23 protein-coding genes and 1 tRNA gene are annotated in these 20,679 nt (G+C 33.7%); 8 read left to right on the forward strand and 16 right to left on the reverse strand.

The features are described 5' to 3' along the window. Window positions 1–3: 3 nt before the first annotated feature. The 10 genes from MK119_RS22340 to MK119_RS22385 form a co-directional block, all read right to left on the reverse strand. Window positions 4–77, reverse strand: a tRNA-Thr gene (locus tag MK119_RS22340). 94 nt (window positions 78–171) lie between these two features. Next, entirely contained in the window at window positions 172–471 is a 300-nt protein-coding gene (raiA, locus tag MK119_RS22345) for a ribosome-associated translation inhibitor RaiA (RefSeq protein WP_290683599.1), read from the reverse strand. Window positions 472–522: 51 nt separating this feature from the next. After that, the gene (locus MK119_RS22350; protein WP_290683601.1) at window positions 523–1,410 is read right to left on the reverse strand and encodes a tyrosine-type recombinase/integrase; all 888 of its coding nucleotides are present in this window, start codon (window positions 1,408–1,410) and stop codon (window positions 523–525) included. Between the two features lie 179 nt (window positions 1,411–1,589). After that, complete coding sequence (rpsU, locus tag MK119_RS22355; protein WP_290683603.1) at window positions 1,590–1,784, reverse strand: 30S ribosomal protein S21; 195 nt, start codon at window positions 1,782–1,784, stop codon at window positions 1,590–1,592. Between the two features lie 244 nt (window positions 1,785–2,028). After that, on the reverse strand, window positions 2,029–3,411 hold the full coding sequence (locus MK119_RS22360; RefSeq protein ID WP_290683605.1) for an alpha-amylase: 1,383 nt from the start codon (window positions 3,409–3,411) through the stop codon (window positions 2,029–2,031). Window positions 3,412–3,685: 274 nt separating this feature from the next. Further along, a complete protein-coding gene (locus tag MK119_RS22365; RefSeq protein ID WP_290683607.1) occupies window positions 3,686–4,852 on the reverse strand; it encodes an acyl-CoA dehydrogenase family protein in 1,167 nt (388 codons plus the stop codon). 12 nt (window positions 4,853–4,864) lie between these two features. Then, window positions 4,865–5,749: a helix-hairpin-helix domain-containing protein gene (locus MK119_RS22370; protein ID WP_290683609.1), complete on the reverse strand. Its 885-nt coding sequence runs from the start codon at window positions 5,747–5,749 to the stop codon at window positions 4,865–4,867. 141 nt (window positions 5,750–5,890) lie between these two features. Continuing rightward, window positions 5,891–6,901 carry a potassium channel protein gene (locus MK119_RS22375; protein ID WP_290683611.1) on the reverse strand — a complete coding sequence of 337 codons (1,011 nt, stop codon included), beginning with the start codon at window positions 6,899–6,901 and terminating at the stop codon, window positions 5,891–5,893. A 2-nt stretch (window positions 6,902–6,903) separates the two neighbouring features. After that, window positions 6,904–7,122 (reverse strand): PspC domain-containing protein, encoded by a 219-nt coding sequence (locus MK119_RS22380; protein WP_290683613.1) that lies wholly within the window; start codon window positions 7,120–7,122, stop codon window positions 6,904–6,906. 76 nt (window positions 7,123–7,198) lie between these two features. Then, complete coding sequence (locus MK119_RS22385) at window positions 7,199–8,494, reverse strand: DUF2851 family protein (protein ID WP_290683615.1); 1,296 nt, start codon at window positions 8,492–8,494, stop codon at window positions 7,199–7,201. A gap of 161 nt (window positions 8,495–8,655) precedes the next feature. Here MK119_RS22385 and MK119_RS22390 point away from each other — a divergent pair, with 161 nt between their 5' ends. Next, complete coding sequence (locus MK119_RS22390) at window positions 8,656–9,522, forward strand: redoxin domain-containing protein (protein WP_290683617.1); 867 nt, start codon at window positions 8,656–8,658, stop codon at window positions 9,520–9,522. Between the two features lie 30 nt (window positions 9,523–9,552). On the opposite strand, the gene MK119_RS22395 is transcribed toward MK119_RS22390, so the two are convergent. The 6 genes from MK119_RS22395 to MK119_RS22420 all read right to left on the reverse strand — a co-directional run bounded on the left by MK119_RS22395 (window position 9,553) and on the right by MK119_RS22420 (window position 14,389). After that, complete coding sequence (locus MK119_RS22395) at window positions 9,553–9,966, reverse strand: rhodanese-like domain-containing protein (RefSeq protein ID WP_290683619.1); 414 nt, start codon at window positions 9,964–9,966, stop codon at window positions 9,553–9,555. A gap of 12 nt (window positions 9,967–9,978) precedes the next feature. Then, window positions 9,979–10,290: a rhodanese-like domain-containing protein gene (locus tag MK119_RS22400; protein WP_290683621.1), complete on the reverse strand. Its 312-nt coding sequence runs from the start codon at window positions 10,288–10,290 to the stop codon at window positions 9,979–9,981. A 188-nt stretch (window positions 10,291–10,478) separates the two neighbouring features. Then, complete coding sequence (locus MK119_RS22405) at window positions 10,479–11,153, reverse strand: thioredoxin family protein (RefSeq protein WP_290683623.1); 675 nt, start codon at window positions 11,151–11,153, stop codon at window positions 10,479–10,481. 24 nt (window positions 11,154–11,177) lie between these two features. Continuing rightward, the gene (locus MK119_RS22410; RefSeq protein ID WP_290683625.1) at window positions 11,178–11,723 is read right to left on the reverse strand and encodes a redoxin domain-containing protein; all 546 of its coding nucleotides are present in this window, start codon (window positions 11,721–11,723) and stop codon (window positions 11,178–11,180) included. 62 nt (window positions 11,724–11,785) lie between these two features. Then, window positions 11,786–12,976 carry a DUF1501 domain-containing protein gene (locus tag MK119_RS22415; protein ID WP_290683627.1) on the reverse strand — a complete coding sequence of 397 codons (1,191 nt, stop codon included), beginning with the start codon at window positions 12,974–12,976 and terminating at the stop codon, window positions 11,786–11,788. 39 nt (window positions 12,977–13,015) lie between these two features. Beyond that, the gene (locus tag MK119_RS22420; protein WP_290683629.1) at window positions 13,016–14,389 is read right to left on the reverse strand and encodes a DUF1800 domain-containing protein; all 1,374 of its coding nucleotides are present in this window, start codon (window positions 14,387–14,389) and stop codon (window positions 13,016–13,018) included. Window positions 14,390–14,615: 226 nt separating this feature from the next. Here MK119_RS22420 and MK119_RS22425 point away from each other — a divergent pair, with 226 nt between their 5' ends. From MK119_RS22425 to MK119_RS22455, 7 genes are all read left to right on the forward strand, one after another. After that, complete coding sequence (locus tag MK119_RS22425) at window positions 14,616–15,080, forward strand: MarR family transcriptional regulator (protein ID WP_290683631.1); 465 nt, start codon at window positions 14,616–14,618, stop codon at window positions 15,078–15,080. A 44-nt stretch (window positions 15,081–15,124) separates the two neighbouring features. Further along, the gene (locus MK119_RS22430) at window positions 15,125–15,691 is read left to right on the forward strand and encodes a YceI family protein (protein ID WP_290683633.1); all 567 of its coding nucleotides are present in this window, start codon (window positions 15,125–15,127) and stop codon (window positions 15,689–15,691) included. Between the two features lie 195 nt (window positions 15,692–15,886). Further along, window positions 15,887–17,281 (forward strand): anthranilate synthase component I family protein, encoded by a 1,395-nt coding sequence (locus MK119_RS22435; protein ID WP_290683635.1) that lies wholly within the window; start codon window positions 15,887–15,889, stop codon window positions 17,279–17,281. Window positions 17,282–17,400: 119 nt separating this feature from the next. Beyond that, window positions 17,401–17,967, forward strand: coding sequence for an aminodeoxychorismate/anthranilate synthase component II (locus MK119_RS22440; RefSeq protein ID WP_290683637.1), 567 nt, complete (start codon window positions 17,401–17,403; stop codon window positions 17,965–17,967). A gap of 121 nt (window positions 17,968–18,088) precedes the next feature. Then, window positions 18,089–19,081 (forward strand): anthranilate phosphoribosyltransferase, encoded by a 993-nt coding sequence (trpD, locus tag MK119_RS22445; protein WP_290683639.1) that lies wholly within the window; start codon window positions 18,089–18,091, stop codon window positions 19,079–19,081. A gap of 56 nt (window positions 19,082–19,137) precedes the next feature. Next, a complete protein-coding gene (trpC, locus tag MK119_RS22450) occupies window positions 19,138–19,926 on the forward strand; it encodes an indole-3-glycerol phosphate synthase TrpC (protein ID WP_290683641.1) in 789 nt (262 codons plus the stop codon). Window positions 19,927–20,010: 84 nt separating this feature from the next. After that, window positions 20,011–20,628 carry a phosphoribosylanthranilate isomerase gene (locus MK119_RS22455; protein WP_290683643.1) on the forward strand — a complete coding sequence of 206 codons (618 nt, stop codon included), beginning with the start codon at window positions 20,011–20,013 and terminating at the stop codon, window positions 20,626–20,628. The last annotated feature ends 51 nt before the right edge of the window (window positions 20,629–20,679 follow it).

The raw sequence follows: 20,679 nt of genomic DNA on the forward strand, positions 1-20,679 counted from the left end.
TTGAGCCGATGGAGGGACTCGAACCCACGACCTGCTGATTACAAATCAGCTGCTCTAGCCAGCTGAGCTACATCGGCTTTTACTCATAAAAAAAGTCCGCTATTTCTAACGGACTGCAAATGTATAGATTATTTTTTTTAAACAAAACTATTTTTAATTTTTTTTTAATCATCAATGTGCTCGTACTTTTTCTTTTCTTTTTAGCAATGCTCTTTGCAATGTGCTTGTTGCTTCATCTATAGCTTCTTCGAAGCTTCTACATTGCTTTTTCACCATTAAATCATCTCCAGGAATATTCACTCTTACTTCTGCAATTTTGTTTTCTTTTGCACTTGTGTTTTCCACCTTTAAATAGACATCTGCATCTATGACCCTATCATAGTATGTTTCCAGTTTATCCATTTTTCTTTGAATGAAATCTACTAACTTACGATCTATCGTAAAGTTTACGGACTGCATGTTTACTTTCATACGAGGCATTTTTATAGGTTATATTTTAGGTTTGAGCTGTTTGTTTGAGGATTACCTTTTATTTCTAGGGTGTGCTTTGGCATATACATTTTTAAGTTCGGCTAAACTATTATGTGTATATACCTGTGTTGAAGCAAGGCTAGCGTGACCAAGTAATTCTTTTACAGCGTTTAAGTCTGCACCTTGGTTTAGTAAGTGAGTCGCAAAGGTATGTCTCAGAATATGCGGACTCTTTTTTACTTTAGTAGATGCTATACTAAAATAATCATTTATTAAACGATATACAAGACTCGGATAGATTTTATTTCCTTTTATTGTTAAAAACAACTCTTCTTTTTGACCTGCATCTAGTTGTTTACGATATGATTGGTACTGTTTTAGCTGTGTATCTAATTTTTCCAAAAGCGGAACTATTCGTTCTTTGTTTCTTTTTCCTAGTATCCGAATTGTTTTAGCGGCATAGTCTATATCCGATTGTTTTAAATTCACAAGTTCAGCTCGTCGCATTCCTGTGGCATAAAACATTTCTATGATAGTTTTGTTCCGAACACCTTCAAAATCATCTGTAAACTCCATACTACTTAACACCGTTTCCATTTCTTTTTCAGAGAACGGGACTTGCACTTTTTTAGATGTTTTTAATGCTTTATGTTTAGCTAAGGGAGTTATTTCTATTTGCTTCGTTTTTAGCAAAAACTTGTAATAAGTTTTTAGGGATGAGACTTTTCTGTTGATCGTTGCATTTTGCAAACCACTTTCTACCAAAGAAACAATCCAACTTCTAATTTGCACGTAATGCACATTTATGATGTTGCCATCTTCATAGGCTTCTTTACAGAAATCTGAGAAAGAACGCAAGTCATTTTCATACGCAGTTACGGTATGAATTGAATAGTTTTTCTCTAATTGTAGATATTCTATGAAAGATGTGAAGGTCATTATTGTTTTTTTGGGTGTAGAGTTGCTATGCTTTTGGGTGATTATTATATTTCGATTCTTATTTTTTAACTTTTAAAGTAATCCCTAATAAAACTACTAAACTCAATTATAAACCCAAAATTTAATGCATAAAAAAAGGCTTCCATTATGGAAACCTTTTCAATTTTGTGTTGAGCATCTTAAATTTCTTGTTGATCTCTAAGGCGCTGTATATATTGTGCTTTTTGGATTTGCGCTCTACGAGCTACTGATGGCTTTGTGAAATGCTTTCTCGCTCTCAATTGACGCATTCCTCCTGTACGATCAAATTTTCTTTTGAAACGTTTCAGCGCTCTGTCTATATTTTCTCCTTCTTTTACTGGTATAATTAACATAGTCCTTAACCTCCTCTCTTTTAGAATTTGTGGCTGCAAATATACATACTATTTTTTAATTACAAATAAAGTATGAATTTATTTTTGCATTAGTTAAAGCCATTTTATTGAAAATCATTTAAAAAGCGGATTCCTCCCTAGAGAGAAACAATAGTTTCAAGAAAGCATACAGATAATACTACCGCAATTTATCAAGGAATACCATTGGTTTTAATTTGATAATTTATCAATTTGAAAATGCTGTTTATTTAGGTGCCCAAACTGAATAACTTTTTGGCGGCACTTGAATTTTAACCCACTTTCCTCCTTGTGTTAGAGGTTCCCAATTAGAATGCCCTGTATAGTCCTTAATTCTAGTATTTGACCAGTTAGTTTCTACCCAACGCTCTTGCCAATGATCTGCATTGTTGATGTATACTACTAAACCAGCTCCGTTCCATCCATTTCTTCTAGCTACGTATTCGTCATTATCAGTGTATAATATAGATGTATTTCCACTAGCGAGATTGTTGTGAATCCAAATGAGGTTATTCAAACGCTCTTTGTTAAGCCATTCTTCATAGTCACGGTAAAAGATGGTTGGATATCCTTCATGTGTTAGTATGTACGCATATGCCAATATTTTATTGTTGATGATTTCATCCGTGTCGTGGTTTGCTACAAATGTTACCGCTTTAGATGCGTTACGCTTCCAAAGCATATCATCATTTAATCTGTTTAGGTTATTTCCTTGAAACGCATCTCTCATTCTATAGTAGCAAGCAAAATCAAATGCGCTTACTTCTGCTTGTCCAGACCACCAATCTAATGTACCTGCATTTCCATCCCAATACTCTCCTACTGAGAATCCGCCAACAGTATTTTTCCATTCTTTTACTACCCAAGGACCAAATCCTTTAACATAATCGAAACGCCCGCCATCAAAACCACCTACATTTTTATAGTACTGTGCTACAGACTGCGGAGTTCTCCACAACCAATCTTGCACATAACCTTTTGCATGTGATAAGTCAGCAAATCCTCCAAATACACCTTCGTCATTTGATTGAATATCGTTTGGGTGAAAATCATTGTAACTCCTAGGGAATTTTCCAGATAATGGTTGATAGTCTGTATATGTATTTGTTCCTTTATACGGATTGTACTCGCTATCTCCTCCACTGTTGTGATTTAATACAATATCAGCAATTACACTTAAACGATTGTTGTGCGCTGAATTGATCAAGCTTTGTAATTCTGTTGTAGAACCAAAACGCGTTTCTACACTTCCCATTTGGTTGTATTCACCAAAATCGAAATAATCGAATGGATCATAGCCCATAGAGAAAGGACCATTTTGCGCTTTAGATACTGGTGGAAGCCAAATAGCATCGATTCCTGCGTTGCTCCATTCAGCTACTTTTCCTTTTACTACATTCCACCAAGTACCTCCAGCAGGAACATCCCAATAGAATGCTTGCATCATTACACCAGTCCCAATTGGTTTTAGATTGGATCTGTTTTTAGCCGCAACAATTTCTTTTGCAGGTTCTTTGCTTTGTTCATTGTCTTGAGCAATTTCATCTTTTGAACAGCTTACAATGAATAGACTGACCAATAAGAAATAAAATATTTGATTTTTTTTCATTTTGATTTGTTGGTTAAAAATTAATGTTCTTTTTCAATGTAAATATTTATTTTAGCCTATAATAATTCATAATTCAGCGAAAACGTTTTCGTGTTGATAAGTTTGTTATTTATATGGTTTTACCGTAACTATCACTCTTCAGTTTAGCGCACAAAAAAAGACCACTTTTGAAAGTGATCTTTTTATTTTTTATCTATTTTTTGTTGATTCGTTAGTTTGTCAATTTGCTCTTTTCGGATGCATAACAAAATACTTCAACACTAATTTATTTTAATTACGTTACCGGTTTGTAATCCTTTCCGTCAATAATCATCTTGGCAATAATTTCACGCAATATCTCTGACGTTCCACCTCCGATTGGTCCTAAACGACTATCACGAAGTAAACGAGCTAATGGATATTCTTCTATGTAACCGTATCCTCCTAACATTTGCAAACATTGATAAATAACATTGTCTGCTACTTTTGTTGATTGCAGCTTGGACATACTCGCTTCTTTTACTACATATTCTTTATTGTTGAGTCTGTAAGCAACTGTATAATTGAATGTTTTACAGATTTCTACTTCTGTAGCTAAATCAGACATTGTATGACGTAATGCTTGAAACCTGTCAATTGTTCTTCCGAATGCTTCTCGTTCAGACATGTACTGTAATGTATACTCGATGGCGAATTCAGATCGTGCATGCGCATTGATTCCCATGATCAATCTTTCCAAGGCAAAGTGTTGCATTATGTATGGGAATCCCATGTTTTCTTCTCCCATTAAGTTTTCTACAGGCACCTCAACATTGTCAAACGCAATTTCTCCTGTATCGGAAGCTCTCCAACCCAATTTATCTAGTTTAGTAGCAGAAACTCCAGGCATATCTCTATCTATTACAAATATGCTGATTCCTTTATTTCCAAGTTCTGGGGTAGTTTTAGCTGCTACCACTAAGTAATCACTGTATACCCCATTCGTTATAAATGTTTTGGAACCATTTATGATATATTTATCTCCCTTTTTAACAGCCGTAGTACGCATTCCTGCTACATCTGAACCACCAAAAGGCTCTGTAATACATAAGCATCCTATTTTTTCGCCTGTAATACTTGGTGCTAAATAGCGTTCTTTGATATCATGATTACCTTCTTTATTTATATGTGTCATCGCCAGGTATGCATGTGCCCAGATAGCAGCCGCAAAACCACCTGAATTGATGCGTTGTAGTTCTTCTAGAAGTATTACTGTGTAGAAAAGATCTAAATCCATTCCTCCATATTCTTCTGGATACGCTAATCCGAAATATCCCATTTCACCAAACTTCTCCCAAATGAAACGTTCTATGGTTCCCGTCTTTTCCCATTTTTCAATGTGTGGAACAACTTCTTTTTTTAAAAAACCTCTTAAACTTTCTCTAAAAAGGTGATGTTCTTCATTAAAATATATACTTTCCATGTACAGCAATTTTTAGTTTTTCTGTTGAATATGCAAATATAATCCAATTATCTCTATTTTATCCGATGGAAAGTTTTGAATTTTTGTCAATTCTTCAATTTTTTTGAATCCTTCATGCAGTGTTCTTTGATTCAAAATTTCATCTGCTAGGTCATAATGCATGTAAGGAACTTTTAACAACTCCTCTAAAGTACAGGTATTCAGATTTATTTTTGTAATGGTTGGCTTTTCTAAATAAAAACGTTTCCACAATTTTTCAATAACTTCTGGTTTGAGTCCATACACATCATTCAATTGTGATTCTGTCACAAATCCATTGAGTTTTGTTCTATATTTTACAATTCTTGCAGAAAGTTTCTCTCCAATTCCATGTACTTTTCTAAATTCTTCTATTGTTGCTTTGTTAATGTTAATCTTTTTTGTGATCACTGGTTCATCCGCTGAATAGTTTTTCTTTTGATAGGTTGCTCTTTTCTTCTTTTTTTGTTTCACCCATTCGGGGAATTTAAAATAAGGTTTGATTTCATTAAGAAAAGAATCAGAAACTTTTGTAACGGCTTGAAACTCCTTTGCAGAGTTTACGTATTTGTTTTTAGCTCTGAACTTATGCAGTCTGTCTATTTCTTCTGTAGACATACCTAACGTAAAGCCTTTGTAATCGGAGATAAAATTAGGATTAAACGGATAACGTTTTGGTTTGGCATTTAACGCTATTAATTTTAAAGAATCAATCTGTTTTTGGTATTCGGAAACCTGTGTTTTTGAGAAAAGAGTTGCTGTTTTTGCGGGACTTGTGTAAAAATAGATTCCTTGCACTATAAAGATTAGGAGTATTATACACAAAATCCCACTTCGCTCTGCTTTTAGAAACGTAAAGTGAGATTTGATGTTTTTCATGTTTTCGATGTTTTAATGTATCGTCACATGAATATTTATTTTGGGTATTTATTATTCTACCATAATCGTTGAGATTATGATTACAAAAATATAAAAAACAATGAACTCATCAAGTTTCCATTTTTTATAGAACTATTTCCATTATTCAAGATTGTATTTTTGTTTGAGTGCTTCTATTTGTTCTGGGCGCCCTAAAACAATTATTTTAGATTCTTTCAGAAGTTTTAATTCTGCGCCCGGATTGATGATATATTCACCATCAGGAGTTTTATAACCAATTACTGTACAACCTGTTTTTTTACGCAGATCCAACTCTTTGAGTGTAATTTCTTTATCAAAATTGGTAATATCTTCTGTTCTTATTTCTTCTACATTAGTTTTGTTTTTTCCACTGATGGAGAGATTATCAATAAACTCAACTAAATCAGGCACTACTACTAGAGAAGCCATGTGTTCGCCACCGATTTTGTCAGGCATAATGACATTATCGGCTCCAGCTAGTTTTAGCTTTTTATAAGATGATTCTTGAGAAGCTCTACTGATGATTAATAGGTTTCCATTAATCTGCCTTGCAGAAAGCACTACAAACAAATTATCTGCATCACTTGGCAATGCAGTTATTAAACATTTTGCACTGTCGATTCCTGCGCGTTCCAACACTTCATCTTCGCTCGCATTTCCTTCTACAAATGGAAGCCCTAAACTTTCATATCGTTCAATAATGGCTCTGTCTTTTTCAATAATCACAAATTCTTGACTATGCGTACTTAATTTTTCAGCAGCTTGCCTTCCATTGCGTCCAAATCCACAAATAATGATATGATTTTCCATGCGTCTGATTTTTTTTAAGGTCTTTCGTTGTATAATGTTTCGCATCGTACTTCTGCTCAGAATGTATTCCGTAATAACAGAAATGGCGTATGCAAATACAAATACACTTATTATGATTAAGAATACCGTGAATAAACGAGCGTTTTGATATAGCGGAATGACTTCGCCAAAACCCACTGTAGTTACTGTGATGATAGTCATGTACAGAGCTTCTATCCATCCCATATTACCAAGAATATGAAATCCAACTACACCTATTGTAAACACAAAGATGAGCAAGAAAAGTGCTAGATAGAATTTAGACCTAAAAAATCTATACATTATTATAAGTCAAATACAGAAGTTCGTTTGGTGTAAATTAAGTCTTTTAATCTTAATATAAAAGCTAAGGTAAGATATAATGCAAAACTAAAGCCTAATGTAGCAAAGGTGACATAAATAAAAAACAAACGTACATTTTTGGCACGCATCCCTAAACGTTCTGCCAATCTTGACAACGCTCCGAAACCGTGTTTTTCAAAAAAGTAACGTAGTTTATACATATATTTTTGCTTGATTTTTGACTTTTTCTAACGGGCTTGCAAGATACGCATTTTACCAAAGAAATACTTCTTATTTTTACATGAAGATTTCATCTTGCTTTAATAATTTATTTCCAATAGCACATTCCAAACATTGTTGCTTGTCACAATAGTTTTTCTTTAGTTCCAATAAAGCCTGTGTATGTAATGCATTTTCAATAGTCATATCTTTTGTATTGAATTTTTGAATGATAGAATTGCTTTCAGGCTCAATGATTCGTAAAAGAGACAAGAGGTTTTCTATATTGGGTTTGCCCAAATATTTACTGTAACAATATTTGAGCGGTAAAATACTATTGATCAATAATACATCAATAAACTTTTTGGAAACTTTTTTAATACGTTTTGGTGAATGTTTGTCAAATGTGTAATGCGTTTGCCAAAATGTAGATGTTTCCACCTGTAATAAATTATATAGCTGCTCTAATGTAGTTGTTGCTACTATTTTTGAAAACAGATTGCTTTGATGATGATATAATGTTGCCAATTGTGAAGCACGAATGGTTGGAAAGTTTGCAGGACGCGTCCTAAAGAATTGCAATGGTAGTACCGCTTTTTTTTGATATTGAAATTTATGACAGAGATACTTAAACTCTTGTTGCAACTCTTCATAGTATTTTTCCTGAACCGCTTCTTGTGAAAGCAGTCCAAAAATCCCAAATAGGAAAGCTTCTAACGAACCTCTTTTAGCACTGAGTTTTCGAATCGTACTAAAATCTACCGAACAAGCTGCATCAAAGAATACGTCACTATTAAGCTTCAGTCCAAAGCCTCTGGCGAGCAATCGAAACAACACAGCTTCCCAATCGTACTCCGTTTTTTTAACCAATTCTTCTACTTCAGAAGCTTTGGTTTCCAATCGTTCTATATAAACACGTTCGAGCCAATTTTCAAGTTCAAAATGATTCAACACAGGAAAAGCTACCTCACAAGAAATCCATTGTTTAGGTACATTTAATAAACTTTTATAACGCTGTAAAATTGTCGGATTGCTATATTTTTTGAGTACTAAGGTTGGGATAATCGAATTGTCTTTTCGATGAATTTCTATGTCATGATTCCACACTACATGCAAAATCACATTGTCATAGTTGGTATCGTTTTCATGGTTATGCACAAACCAATCTGAGGAGTTTACATGCATCTCTACGTTGCCAGCCCAAATCTGTTTTCCTATTTTTAATCGCGCATTAAAAAAGTCTGGACCTGCATGATAATTGTGTGTTCCTGTATTGATAATTTCAACAGGTTCACCTTTTGTCGTTTGTAACTTTTGCAGATGTAGTTTTCTAAATTTCCACAAATAGTACAAAAAATCTTCTCTTACAGTCATATTGCTAATTATTAAGTTCTTAATAATTTCAATGAGAAGAATGAGGTTTAGTATTCCTAACAAGATTAATACTACAAAAATATACTTTTTTACATATTATTTTATAAATTGTCCTACACAAATTAATGGCCGAAACCATCGCACGTCGAAAATTTTAATGAATGAGTTCCCTGAGTAAGTCGATATTTATTTCTGCATTTCCTATTTTTGCACTTGTTGTAATGATAGATAGTTTGTGGTCTATATTCCAATCTGGAATTTCATTACCAGATGTTGCTCACTTACTAACTGCTGTAAGTATTGTTTTCTTTTTTAGTAGAGTTTTCATTAAACCATTAGCGCGAACCGATAGTGTCTTGTTACCGTATACATTTTGTGTCTTTTTGGGTTGTTTAATTAGTCTTTTGGTTCGAAGTTTACAAGAAGAAAGTAATTTTAGAGTCATTTCTGTAATATTCAACTTGATATTGACCATTGGCTGGATTGTGTATTTACTTTGGTATTCTTTTTTCCAGAAACGGAATGCAACTAATAACACGATTTTGAAAGTCGGTAATACATTGCCTTTGTTACAGTTTGAAAATGCGTCAAAAGAAGAAGTTACCTCAACGCAATTTGCAGGAACACCGAGTATTTTTATTTTTTATCGCGGTAATTGGTGTCCGTTTTGTATGGCGCAAATTAAAGAAATGGTCGCACATCACGAACGCTTGACAGATCTGAATATCAATACGGTTTTTATAAGCTCGCAACCTCATGGATACAGCAAGAACTTAACAAAGAAATATCCGTTAGATTTTCAGTTTTTGGTAGATGTTGATGGAAACGTTTCGAAGCAGTTAGACATTTTTGCTGAGTATGGTTTGCCTTTTGGATTTCAACTTTTTGGATACAAATCGCATACTACATTACCAACTATTATCATCACTGATTCTAATGAAAAAATAGTGTATACCAACCAAACTGATAATTATCGCGTACGACCAGAGCCAATTACTTTATTGAAGATTATCGATGAGCATGTTTAGATTTCGACTCCACTCAGTCTACATCTTCTCTTAATCTGGAAAGAACTTCTCCACTTTATAGCCTTTTGCTTTCCAGGCTTTAATACCACTTTCTACATTGTGGGTTTTTGTAAAACCTAACTCTCGTAATTTGATCACTGCTTTTGCACTGCGTGTTCCGCTTTTGCAATACACATAAACATCCTTATCTTTTGGAAGCTGCGCCGTTGCTTTTTCGATAAAGTCTTCTTCGAAAAAATCCGCTTCTAAAGCCGTGCTTTTTATTTTTCCCTTTGCGGTTTCTTTTAATGTACGCACATCCAATACGATGATATCTTCATTTTGCAATGCTTCATAAAGTTTAGTCACTGTTACATTGTTTTCTTTTGGGAAATTATTGCATCCAAAAAAAGATAGAATTATAGACAACACACAAATTACGAAAGTTAGTTTTTTAGTTTTCATACAAACTACAATTTAGTTTGTCTTAGCACCTTTCCATTCTGAAAATCCACCCATTAAGTTGTAGGTGTTTTCAAAACCTACACTATTCATTACTGCACATGCTTGTGCGCTTCGTCCGCCTGAGCGACAGTATACATAATAGTTTTTAGATGCATCTAGTTTTTTCACTTCATCTATGAATCCTTGTCCTAAAAAGATATCAATATGTTTTGCGTTTGGAATGTGCCCTTCGTCCACTTCGTCTTGTGTGCGAACGTCTAGAATTACAGCATTTGCATCGTTAGAAAGTTGCTCTTGCCATTCTTTTTGTGTTAAATCTGCCATAGCTATTTTAAATAGTGTTGTTCGTTATTTAATTTCAAAGTTAAACTTTTTTCAGAAGATTTACTTCAATAAAAAAACCGAAGTAATGAACTTCGGTTTTTTCTTGGCAAATAACATGCCTTATTTTTTGTTTTAAGCAAATGTCTAACTCGTCTAATTATCTAAGTCAGACTAAAAAGTCTATAAAATTAGACTTTAATAGAACAACCAATCGCTTTTGTATTTTTCACTTTTACTTCTTCTCCTGCTAATAATGCATCAACGGCATCTTCTACATAACGCTTTGTTACTGCAGAAGCATCTTTGTAATTATCGTCAATAGCTCCAATATATTTTACTTGGTGTCCCTTTGGTGTTTTTGCAATTACATACATGTGTGGTGTACGTGTTGCACCAAACACTGGATATACTTTTTGTCCTTCATCTAACATGTATGGGAATGTAAATCCTTTTTCTTTTGCACGAACCTGCATTTTTTCATAACTATCGTCTGGTCTTGCTTCTGGACTGTTTGGATTGATCGCAATTACAGGGTATCCCTTGCTTGCATATTTTTTGTCTAATTCAATTAATCTATCTTCATAGGCTACAGAATACGGACAGGTATTACATGTAAATGTCAAGATAAATCCTTTTGCCTCTTTAAAGTTGCCCATAGAGATCATTTTCCCATCTACATTTTTCAGAGAAAAGTCTTTTACAATATCGCCAACTTTGTAACCATTTTTTACTTCCTTCTTTGGCTTTTCAACGTTTTCAGCAATCGTTTTTGCTTCTTTCTTTTCTTCTTCTTTCTTTTTCTTTTCAGCACAAGAAACTGTGATAAAAAGTAACGCGAGTACTGCTAATTTTATCGTTTTCATTTTATATGGGTTTTAGTTATTGGTTTATAAAAAATCTTTTAATTCTTTCTCAAGTTCAGCTTTGGTGAAGGAATGCTCGTAGAATTTTCGTTTTCCTTTACCATAAATCACCGTTGCTGGAATAGCGCCTGACCATTTTGGTGATACTTTCGGAATCCATGCGTTTTGGTCTGGATCGTCTAAAAGTATTTTTTCAGATTTTAACTCGTGCTTTTCTAAAAATGAGTTCAGTTTTTTCAAATTAAAATCTAAACTCACCAATAAAACTTTTACGTTCTGGTTTTTATATTCAGCATTTACAGCTTCAAAGCATGGCAATTCTTTTACACAAGGCGCACACCAAGTTGCCCAAAAATTGACTACATGTATGTTATCATCTTTGATATTCAAGTATTTTTCAAACTGTTCAAAGTTTAATACAGGAATTTCAGTTTCCGAAGCAGCTTCTGGTTTTGCAGTAACTTTTTCTGTATTCGATTCAGCTAGAGCCGCTATATTGGGAGATTTTGTTTCTCCGTTGCATGAAAGAAATAAAATACAAATAGCTATGAGGAAGGTTTTTTGGAACATGGTGCTAATTTTGTTCCTAAAAATACAAAAACTAGCCATGACACAGATTTCTTTAACAAAATTTAAACAATATTTAAACCTGTAAATGATTTGCTTAGCACCTTTTTAGCATCTACTTCTAGCCAATTATTTAAAACAGAAGTATAGATTTCTCGAAAGTCAACATCATACTTTAAATCACCGTTATTATCTAAATTTGACAAATCAGCCATCGGATTGTAGAATCCTTGCTTTTTTAATTGATTCCCTATCAAAAACACTTGATTTGCCGTTCCATGGTCAGTTCCATTGGCTGCGTTTTGTTGTACGCGACGACCAAATTCTGAAAACGTTAATACCAAAGTATCTTTAAAGGTATCTTGTGCTTTTAGATCTTTGATGAATGCTGCCATAGCTCCATCATAAATCTTCAACAAACGTTTTTGTTTATTGATTTGATTGGCATGTGTATCAAATCCGCCAAGTGATGTGTAATAGACTTTTGTTTGCAATCCTGAATTAATGAATTGCGCCACTTGCTTCAACTGATTGGAGAACTCATTCTTTGGATAACTTGTCTTTGTTGTGTAGGTCTTGGAAGTTTCATAGATATATTTTGCCGAAGAAGTAGCCGTGACCATGGTTTTGTATAAATACCCTAAATTGTGTTCACTCAAATGTGCATCATCATAATGTGACACTACATTTTTAAAGTATGGATCGTGTGTGGTTCTAAAGAATAATTGTGGATTTTTTGTAGCAATCCCATCTGTTAATTCACCTTTTAACAACAAAGACAAACTATCGTCTACTTCAAGAGCATCTAAAGATTTACTTTTGGTGACATCTAAATAACGACCAATCCAACCTGATTGTAAATATTCGTTTGCGTCACTTCCCGTATGCCAAATATCTGTTGCTCTAAAATGTGAACGGTTCGGATTCGGATAACCAACATTATTAATGACACATAATTCGCCATTGTTGTATAAGTTACTGTGTGCAATGAGACTTTCGTGAAAACCTATTTCGTCGGTAATTTCAATCAAATTTGACTTTTGCTGTGCTAGAGACGTACGCTTTTTATAGTAAATATCATTTCGAAATGGTACAACTGTGTTCAGTCCATCATTTCCTCCAGACAACTGAATAATTACCAGTTTTTTTCCAGTAGCAACTGCACTATCAATCAGATTAAAACCTGAGACGAATTTAGGCAAAAATAGCGCTGTACTTGCTAGTGAGGCTTGTTTAAAAAAATCTCTTCTTTTCATTGAAAATATATTTTCATTCTCGCAAAAGCGAGAAAATAATTAACATAATTGATATTCAGGTAGCGACATGAGTTGAATGCAATACTGTGGTAAATCTTGACCTGCTAGTTTTTCTAAATACTCTTTTGTACCACGATTTAACGGACTCACTATTAATGTTTCTTGCAGTTCTTGTGCTGTATTATTTACATGATTTGATAGAAATACTTTCCAATCAGCAGTTACATGCAGTTTTCGTTGACGATTTCGCTTGTTATTAAAACGCTGAAAATCATCTTCAAATTCCCCTTTTTCATCTAGTGCAATTTCCCCTTTTGCTAACAAAACTGACGGTAATCGTAAACGCAGCATCATTGTATTCGGATTAATCCAACTGCGTCCACCTTTCCAACCAGCTACATTTGGTGGAAACAGCAAATGTTGTCCTAATAGCTTTTGTAAATAGATTAATTCACGTTCTTTTTCAAATTGCATAGGCACTACTCTATGCATTCCGATTAAAAATTCAATAGGTGATTTTATTTTTGTTCCAATGTTTTTTGTATCATAAAACCAATCAGATGTTAATACAAAACGCATCAGTTTTCCAATATCATATTCTTTGTAAAAAACAGTGATCATTTCATTTACGTGTGTGGCATTCAATTGATCATTCACAAAATAACGGTAGATTTTTTCGCAGACAAACTGTGCACATTGCTTTTGCTGTAAAATGATTTCAATAATATCTTCACCATTAAAATTGCCTGTTTTGCCTAAAAATGTTTTCTCTCCATAATCATGTCGACGACGATGTAAAAGAAAATTCCCCATCAAGTCATGGTTCCAACCCGTAAATGCACGTGCAGCTTCTTTAATATCTTTTTCAGAATACCGGTCGCGTCCGAGTGTAAATAATTCCATTAATTCGCGCGCAAAGTTTTCATTGGGTTTCTGCTTTTTATTTTGTCGCGTGTTCAAATATTTCATCATCGTGGCTTCTTTCGAAATAGCAATCACGAAATCTTTGAAATTTCCTAAAGCGTGCTTTCTCAATGTATTTTGATACTGTTGAAAATGCACAATATTTTTATCGTCACACACAAAATGATTTGCCCAAAAAAGCGTCATTTTCTCTACGAGCAACTGCTCTGTATCACTAAGTTTGTACAACCAAGTTTTATTCAGTTCATGTATTTTTTTGGCGCTTTCTTTAAAGAGTGCTCGTATCTTTTTTCGCTCTTTCATTTTTACGCCTCTTAATGTTGTTCTTAATTCCGAAAGATCAATTTCTAAAGGCGCTGGATTACGAGAAGCTTCAAACAATTGAGCAACGATTTTTGCACGCGATTGACTTTGCAACTCTTTGGCTTTAGAAGGAGAAATTCCAAAGCCTACTCTATTGTATAAATGCACAATTTCTTGTAAGGTCATAATGAACTATTTATATGATATGACTATAAAACGCTGAAAAAGTTTAATTTGATATTATAAACTATTCTAACAATTTCTAAAAGTTGTAACTGCAAGTGCAAAAGCGATACCAAAACACGATAGATCTAATCCCGCCAAAAAAATTTATTGAAATTTTAACACTACGCTACTTTTTCAGATTCAAAATATCAGTACATTTGTATAGACAAATATTGTATGTACAAATATGAAGCTTCAAGAAATATTAAAAAGTAATGTTGAATTGCCATTAGCAAAGAGAACATCTCTCAATTTTGTGATTACCAACAAAATTATTGCTGAAGGTTATTTAGCATTTTTTAAACAATTTGATATTTCGGGGCAGCAATATAATGTACTTAGAATATTAAGAGGTCAAAAAGGTAAACCTGCAAACTTAGCTACGATTCAAGAACGTATGATTCATAAGAATAGCAATACAACTCGACTCATTGATAAGTTGATTTTAAAAGGCTTTGTAGAACGAACAATTTGTCCTGAAAATCGCAGAAAAGTCGAAATAATCATTACAAAAAATGGGTTGGATTTATTAATAACAATTGATCCTGAATTAAATGCTTTAGAAGAAAAAATCATGCAACCGTTGACTACAACGGAAGCAGAAACTTTGAATACTTTATTAGAAAAATTAAGAGGTTCGCAATCCTTGTAAAATTGCCCTAACGAATACTATCGACGTAAATTAAAAACAAAAAAATGAAAACACGTATTTTAACATTAGTAGCATTATTTGTATTTGCTACCGTTTCAACAGCAGTTGCGCAAGACAAAAAGATCAATATGAAGGAAAGTAAGGTAACTTGGACAGGTTATAAAGTAACTGGACAACACGAAGGAACGATTGATTTTAAAGATGGAAAACTTGAATTTAAAGATGGAAAATTAGTTGGTGGAATGTTTACAATTGACATGAACACAATTAATACAACAGATTTAAGTGGAGATTATAAAAATAACTTAGACGGACACTTAAAATCAGATGACTTTTTTGGTGTAGCAAAGTTCCCAACAGCTACATTAACATTTAAAAAAGTAGTAGAAACTGATGATAATGTTTACAGAGTTGCAGCCGACTTAGAGATTAAAGGAAGTAAATCTCGCGTGGCTTTTGATATTGAATTAGAAAGCAATTCTGCAGAAGCTAAATTAAAGGTAGACCGCACAAAATTTGGGATTAAGTATGGTTCAGCTTCTTTCTTTGACGGATTGAAAGACAAGGCAATAAGCGACGAATTTGACTTAAAAGTAGAATTAAAATTTTAAAATATTTTTTATTCTAAAATTCATTTCTATATATTTGTGTCAACAAAAACAAAGATGCATATAAATTTAGTAAATACTTGGTGGTGGAACTTACGAACTTCGAAATCGTGAGGAAAGTCCCTATTTACAAATAATAGATATATAAAAAGACTTGTCAATCACGACAAGTCTTTTTTTTTTGAAACAAATTGAACCATGTACACATTAAAAACAACACATAAAAAGATACTAGCGGACACCATTACGCCAGTAAGTGTATATTTAAAAATCAGGGATCGATTCCCAAAAAGCTTGTTACTAGAAAGCAGCGATTATCATGCCAGTGACAACAGCTTCTCTTATGTATGCTGCAAACCAATTGCGAGCATTAAAGTAGCAAATGAAACGCTTACGCGCGAATTTCCAGATGGCAAAAAAGACATTACTCCTATCACTTCAGAAACGGATGTCCCAGCGTTGATTCATGAGTTTTCGAAACAATTTGAAACTGATAAAAACGATTTCAAATTTATTAATAGTGGCTTGTTTGGCTACATTGCCTATGATGCAGTTAGATACTTTGAATCGGTAGGAATTTCCAAAAAAGAACAATCGCTTGACATTCCTGACATGTACTATGCGATTTACCAAAATATCATTGCCTTCAATCATTTTAAGAACGAAGCATATATCTTTTCACATTGTTATGAAAAAGAAGATAATATTGCCACGATTGAACATTTATTACAATCTAGAAATTTTACAACATACAATTTTCAAATTGATGGTGAACGCGAATCGAATTTAGATGATGAGCAGTTCAAACAAAATGTAGCGTTAGCAAAAAAACATTGTTACCGCGGAGATGTTTTCCAGTTGGTATTATCAAGAAGGTTTATTCAAAAGTTTAAAGGAGACGAGTTCAATGTGTATCGCGCGTTACGAAGTATCAATCCTTCACCATATCTCTTCTATTTTGATTATGGTGATTTTAAAATCTTTGGTTCTTCACCAGAAGCACAATTGGTTGTAAATAATAATCATACTGAAATTCATCCCATTGCAGGAACTTTTAAACGCACAGGAAACGATGAAGAAGATGCAGCATCTGCAAAAAAATTGTTTGACGATCCAAAAGAAAATGCAGAACATGTTATGTTAGTTGATTTGGCTCGAAACGACTTAAGCCGAAATGGAAATCAAGTCAAAGTAGAAACCTATAAAGAATTACAATTCTTTTCACATGTCATTCATCTAGTTTCAAAAGTAACTGCTCAAAAACATGCAAAAGTTCCAACCATGCAAGTAGTAGCTGATACATTTCCTGCAGGTACACTAAGCGGTGCACCAAAACACAAGGCCATGCAACTCATTGAGAAGTATGAAACTTCGAATCGTGATTTTTATGGTGGCGCTATTGGATTTATGGACTTTCATGGAAACTTTAATCATGCCATCATGATTCGAACTTTCCTAAGTAAAAATCACAAATTGCATTACCAAGCAGGTGCTGGAATTGTAGCAAAATCAAATGAAGAAAATGAAAACCAAGAAGTATACAACAAATTACGAGCGTTGAATACAGCACTTGAAATTGCAGAAACAATATAGAAATTATAAATATTGAATGTAAAGTAAGATTTCAATAAACCAATTACTTAAAAAGTACCTAACATCACTTCGAGTGATTTTCGTAGAAAATAGCTTGAAAGCTAAAAGGAAAAATAAAAATGAAAAAAGTACTAGTCATAGATAATTACGATAGCTTCACTTACAATCTTGTCCATTATTTGGAAGATTTAGATTGTGATGTCACCGTAAAAAGAAACGATCAACTTTCTCTGGAAGAAGTAGATGAATATGAAAAAATTATTCTATCGCCAGGTCCAGGAATTCCAGATGAAGCTGGTTTGCTAAAACCAATCATTGCAGAATATGCGCCAACAAAAAGCATTTTAGGCGTTTGCTTAGGACAACAAGCTATCGGAGAAGTATTTGGTGGTTCCCTTACCAATTTAGAACAAGTATATCATGGTGTCGCCACTAAAGTAGAAGTTTCTGTAAATGATGAATTGTTATTTGACGGTTTGCCTAAAAACTTTGAAGTTGGACGATACCATTCTTGGATTGTGAAAAATCCACTTCCTGCAAGTTTAGAAGCAACTTCGTATGATGAAAATGGACAAATAATGTCACTTCGACACAAAGAATATGATGTGCGAGGTGTACAATACCATCCAGAATCGGTATTGACACCACACGGAAAACTAATATTAGAAAACTGGGTGAGAAATTAAGTATTGAGTATTTAGTTGTTGATAGTTAGGATTTTTCTAAAACTCAATACTTCTCTCACGCCAAAAACATAAAACTTGAAACATTCAGTCATTGAATTTTTCAATCCTTTTACTAAAAAATATGAAAAAATTACTAAATAGACTTATCAATCAGGAAAACATTTCTGAAGCAGAAGCTAAGCAAGTTTTGGTCAATATTTCCAAAGACATGTACAATCCTAGTCAGATTGCTTCTTTCTTGACCGTTTTTATGATGCGAAGCGTCACATTGGCAGAATTGAAAGGTTTCCGTGATGCCTTATTAGAACTTTGTATTCCAGTAGATTTATCAGCATATAATGCTATTGATTTATGCGGAACTGGTGGCGATGGAAAAGATACATTCAATATTTCAACTTTAGCTTCTTTTGTTACAGCTGGTGCTGGCGTAAAAGTGGCAAAACATGGGAATTACGGAGTTTCTTCGGTAAGTGGTTCTTCAAACGTTATGGAACATTTAGGAATCAAATTTACCAATGACACTGATTTTCTTGAGAAATCTATTGACAAAACTGGAATTTGTGTGTTACACGCGCCCTTATTTCATCCAGCTATGAAAAATGTAGCACCAATCCGAAGGGCTTTAGGTGTCAAAACATTCTTCAACATGTTGGGGCCAATGGTAAACCCATCCTTTCCTAAAAATCAAATGGTTGGTGTATTCAATTTAGAACTGGCACGTATGTATGGATATTTATATCAAAATACCGATAAAAACTACACCATTTTACATGCCTTAGATGGTTATGATGAAATCTCATTAACTGGCGCAACAAAAGCCATTCGAAATAACTCAGAAGAAATGCTTACTCCAGAAGATTTTGGAGTCCCACAACATACACAAACATCTATTTACGGAGGTGATTCTGTTGCTTCTGCAGCAAAAATCTTTACAGATATCTTGGAAGGAAATGGTACAGATCCGCAAAACAATGTGGTTTGTGCTAATGCAGGAATGGCGATTGCAACCGTGAAAGGATTGGAAGCAAAAGAAGGTTTTGAAATTGCCAAAGAATCGTTGCAATCTGGAAAAGCTTTAGATGTATTAAAAAAATTACAACAGTTAAGTAAATAACATATTTATCATTCCTCTTTAGATAGGAATCCAAAAAACATATAAAATTTTCACTCTTGAAAACAATTTTAGACAAAATTATAGCAGATAAATACAAAGAAGTCTCACTTAAAAAAAGTATCGTACCAGTGTCGGTTTTGGAGCGTTCGGCATTATTCGATCGTGAGCCTTCTTCTTTATCTGCAGCATTAAAAGCAAGTAATACTGGAATCATATCAGAATTCAAACGACGTTCGCCATCCAAAGCTGTGATCAATCAAAGTGCTAGTGTACAAGATGTCGCTACAGGTTACGAAAATGCAGGTGTTTGCGGTATGTCAGTTTTGACAGATGGAAAGTATTTTGGCGGTTCGTTAGATGATCTTTTATTAGCGCGTGCGAGTGCTCAATTACCAATTCTACGTAAAGAATTTATCATTGACGAATACCAAATTATTGAAGCAAAATCGTATGGCGCGGATGTTATCTTATTAATTGCCGCCGTATTGACAAGAGATGAAATCAAAAGTTTATCGGAAACCGCAAAAAGTTTAGGGCTAGATGTGTTGTTAGAAGTACACAATTTGGAAGAATTACAAAAATCCATCATGCCATCTCTAGACCTGCTAGGCGTTAACAATAGAAACCTAAAAACCTTCGAAGTAAGTACAGCGATTAGTAAAGAATTATCGACACATATTCCAGAAGATTTTGTAAAAGTATCAGAAAGTGGTATTAGTTCTGTGGCTGTTATTAAAGAGTTACAACCTTATGGTTATCAAGGCTTTTTAATCGGTGAGAACTTTATGAAAACTGAAAATCCAGGTGAAAGCGCTATGGAGTTTATAAATGAATTAGGTATATAGGTGTTTGGAAAGTACTGTTATTTTAGATAAATCATTCAATCTTTTAATTCTTAAATGAAAAATATAAAACTCAAAATATGCGGAATGAAATATGAAGACAATATGAAAGCAGTAAGTCAATTACAGCCAGAATATTTGGGTTTTATATTCTATAAGAAGTCGTCACGATTTTTTGACACGGTCATTCCTGAAATTCCAAAAGGAATCAAAAAAACAGGTGTTTTTGTAAATGCTACTGTAGAAGATATTTTCAAAAAAATACGTCTGCACGACTTGCAAGCTGTACAATTACATGGAAATGAAAGTGTGCAATTTTGTCAAGAATTACAACAACGCATTTCGACTCCGCTCAATGCCCGTATTGAAGTCATCAAGGTGTTTTCTATAAAAGATGAATTTGACTTTTCTACTTTGAAACCTTACGAGTCTTGTGTTGATTACTTTTTGTTTGATACGAAAGGAAAATTACCTGGCGGAAATGGCGTTACGTTTGATTGGACGGTTTTGGAAAATTATCCATCTACAAAACCCTTCTTTTTAAGTGGTGGCATTGGCCTAGAAACTATTTCTAAACTAGAAGCATTTTTAAAAAGTAAAGCTTCTACTTATTGCTATGCCTTGGATGTAAACAGTAAGTTTGAAATTGTTCCAGGATTAAAGAATATTGAAAAATTAAAAGGCTTTAAAGAGATAATAACATAAGTAATGTCATGCTGAATTTACACAAGAATTTAAAGAAAGCATCAGCATTTC

The organism is Kordia sp. (assembly GCF_022447245.1).
Lineage (GTDB): Bacteria > Bacteroidota > Bacteroidia > Flavobacteriales > Flavobacteriaceae > Kordia.

What these genes read in the sequence shown, in the direction of transcription:
- raiA (WP_290683599.1), bottom strand. Translation starts at nt 471, where the DNA reads ATGAAAGTAAACATGCAGTCCGTAAACTTTACGATAGATCGTAAGTTA.
- MK119_RS22350 (WP_290683601.1), bottom strand. Translation starts at nt 1,410, where the DNA reads ATGACCTTCACATCTTTCATAGAATATCTACAATTAGAGAAAAACTAT.
- rpsU (WP_290683603.1), bottom strand. Translation starts at nt 1,784, where the DNA reads ATGTTAATTATACCAGTAAAAGAAGGAGAAAATATAGACAGAGCGCTG.
- MK119_RS22360 (WP_290683605.1), bottom strand. Translation starts at nt 3,411, where the DNA reads ATGAAAAAAAATCAAATATTTTATTTCTTATTGGTCAGTCTATTCATT.
- MK119_RS22365 (WP_290683607.1), bottom strand. Translation starts at nt 4,852, where the DNA reads ATGGAAAGTATATATTTTAATGAAGAACATCACCTTTTTAGAGAAAGT.
- MK119_RS22370 (WP_290683609.1), bottom strand. Translation starts at nt 5,749, where the DNA reads ATGAAAAACATCAAATCTCACTTTACGTTTCTAAAAGCAGAGCGAAGT.
- MK119_RS22375 (WP_290683611.1), bottom strand. Translation starts at nt 6,901, where the DNA reads ATGTATAGATTTTTTAGGTCTAAATTCTATCTAGCACTTTTCTTGCTC.
- MK119_RS22380 (WP_290683613.1), bottom strand. Translation starts at nt 7,122, where the DNA reads ATGTATAAACTACGTTACTTTTTTGAAAAACACGGTTTCGGAGCGTTG.
- MK119_RS22385 (WP_290683615.1), bottom strand. Translation starts at nt 8,494, where the DNA reads ATGACTGTAAGAGAAGATTTTTTGTACTATTTGTGGAAATTTAGAAAA.
- MK119_RS22390 (WP_290683617.1), top strand. Translation starts at nt 8,656, where the DNA reads ATGAGTTCCCTGAGTAAGTCGATATTTATTTCTGCATTTCCTATTTTT.
- MK119_RS22395 (WP_290683619.1), bottom strand. Translation starts at nt 9,966, where the DNA reads ATGAAAACTAAAAAACTAACTTTCGTAATTTGTGTGTTGTCTATAATT.
- MK119_RS22400 (WP_290683621.1), bottom strand. Translation starts at nt 10,290, where the DNA reads ATGGCAGATTTAACACAAAAAGAATGGCAAGAGCAACTTTCTAACGAT.
- MK119_RS22405 (WP_290683623.1), bottom strand. Translation starts at nt 11,153, where the DNA reads ATGAAAACGATAAAATTAGCAGTACTCGCGTTACTTTTTATCACAGTT.
- MK119_RS22410 (WP_290683625.1), bottom strand. Translation starts at nt 11,723, where the DNA reads ATGTTCCAAAAAACCTTCCTCATAGCTATTTGTATTTTATTTCTTTCA.
- MK119_RS22415 (WP_290683627.1), bottom strand. Translation starts at nt 12,976, where the DNA reads ATGAAAAGAAGAGATTTTTTTAAACAAGCCTCACTAGCAAGTACAGCG.
- MK119_RS22420 (WP_290683629.1), bottom strand. Translation starts at nt 14,389, where the DNA reads ATGACCTTACAAGAAATTGTGCATTTATACAATAGAGTAGGCTTTGGA.
- MK119_RS22425 (WP_290683631.1), top strand. Translation starts at nt 14,616, where the DNA reads ATGAAGCTTCAAGAAATATTAAAAAGTAATGTTGAATTGCCATTAGCA.
- MK119_RS22430 (WP_290683633.1), top strand. Translation starts at nt 15,125, where the DNA reads ATGAAAACACGTATTTTAACATTAGTAGCATTATTTGTATTTGCTACC.
- MK119_RS22435 (WP_290683635.1), top strand. Translation starts at nt 15,887, where the DNA reads ATGTACACATTAAAAACAACACATAAAAAGATACTAGCGGACACCATT.
- MK119_RS22440 (WP_290683637.1), top strand. Translation starts at nt 17,401, where the DNA reads ATGAAAAAAGTACTAGTCATAGATAATTACGATAGCTTCACTTACAAT.
- trpD (WP_290683639.1), top strand. Translation starts at nt 18,089, where the DNA reads ATGAAAAAATTACTAAATAGACTTATCAATCAGGAAAACATTTCTGAA.
- MK119_RS22455 (WP_290683643.1), top strand. Translation starts at nt 20,011, where the DNA reads ATGAAATATGAAGACAATATGAAAGCAGTAAGTCAATTACAGCCAGAA.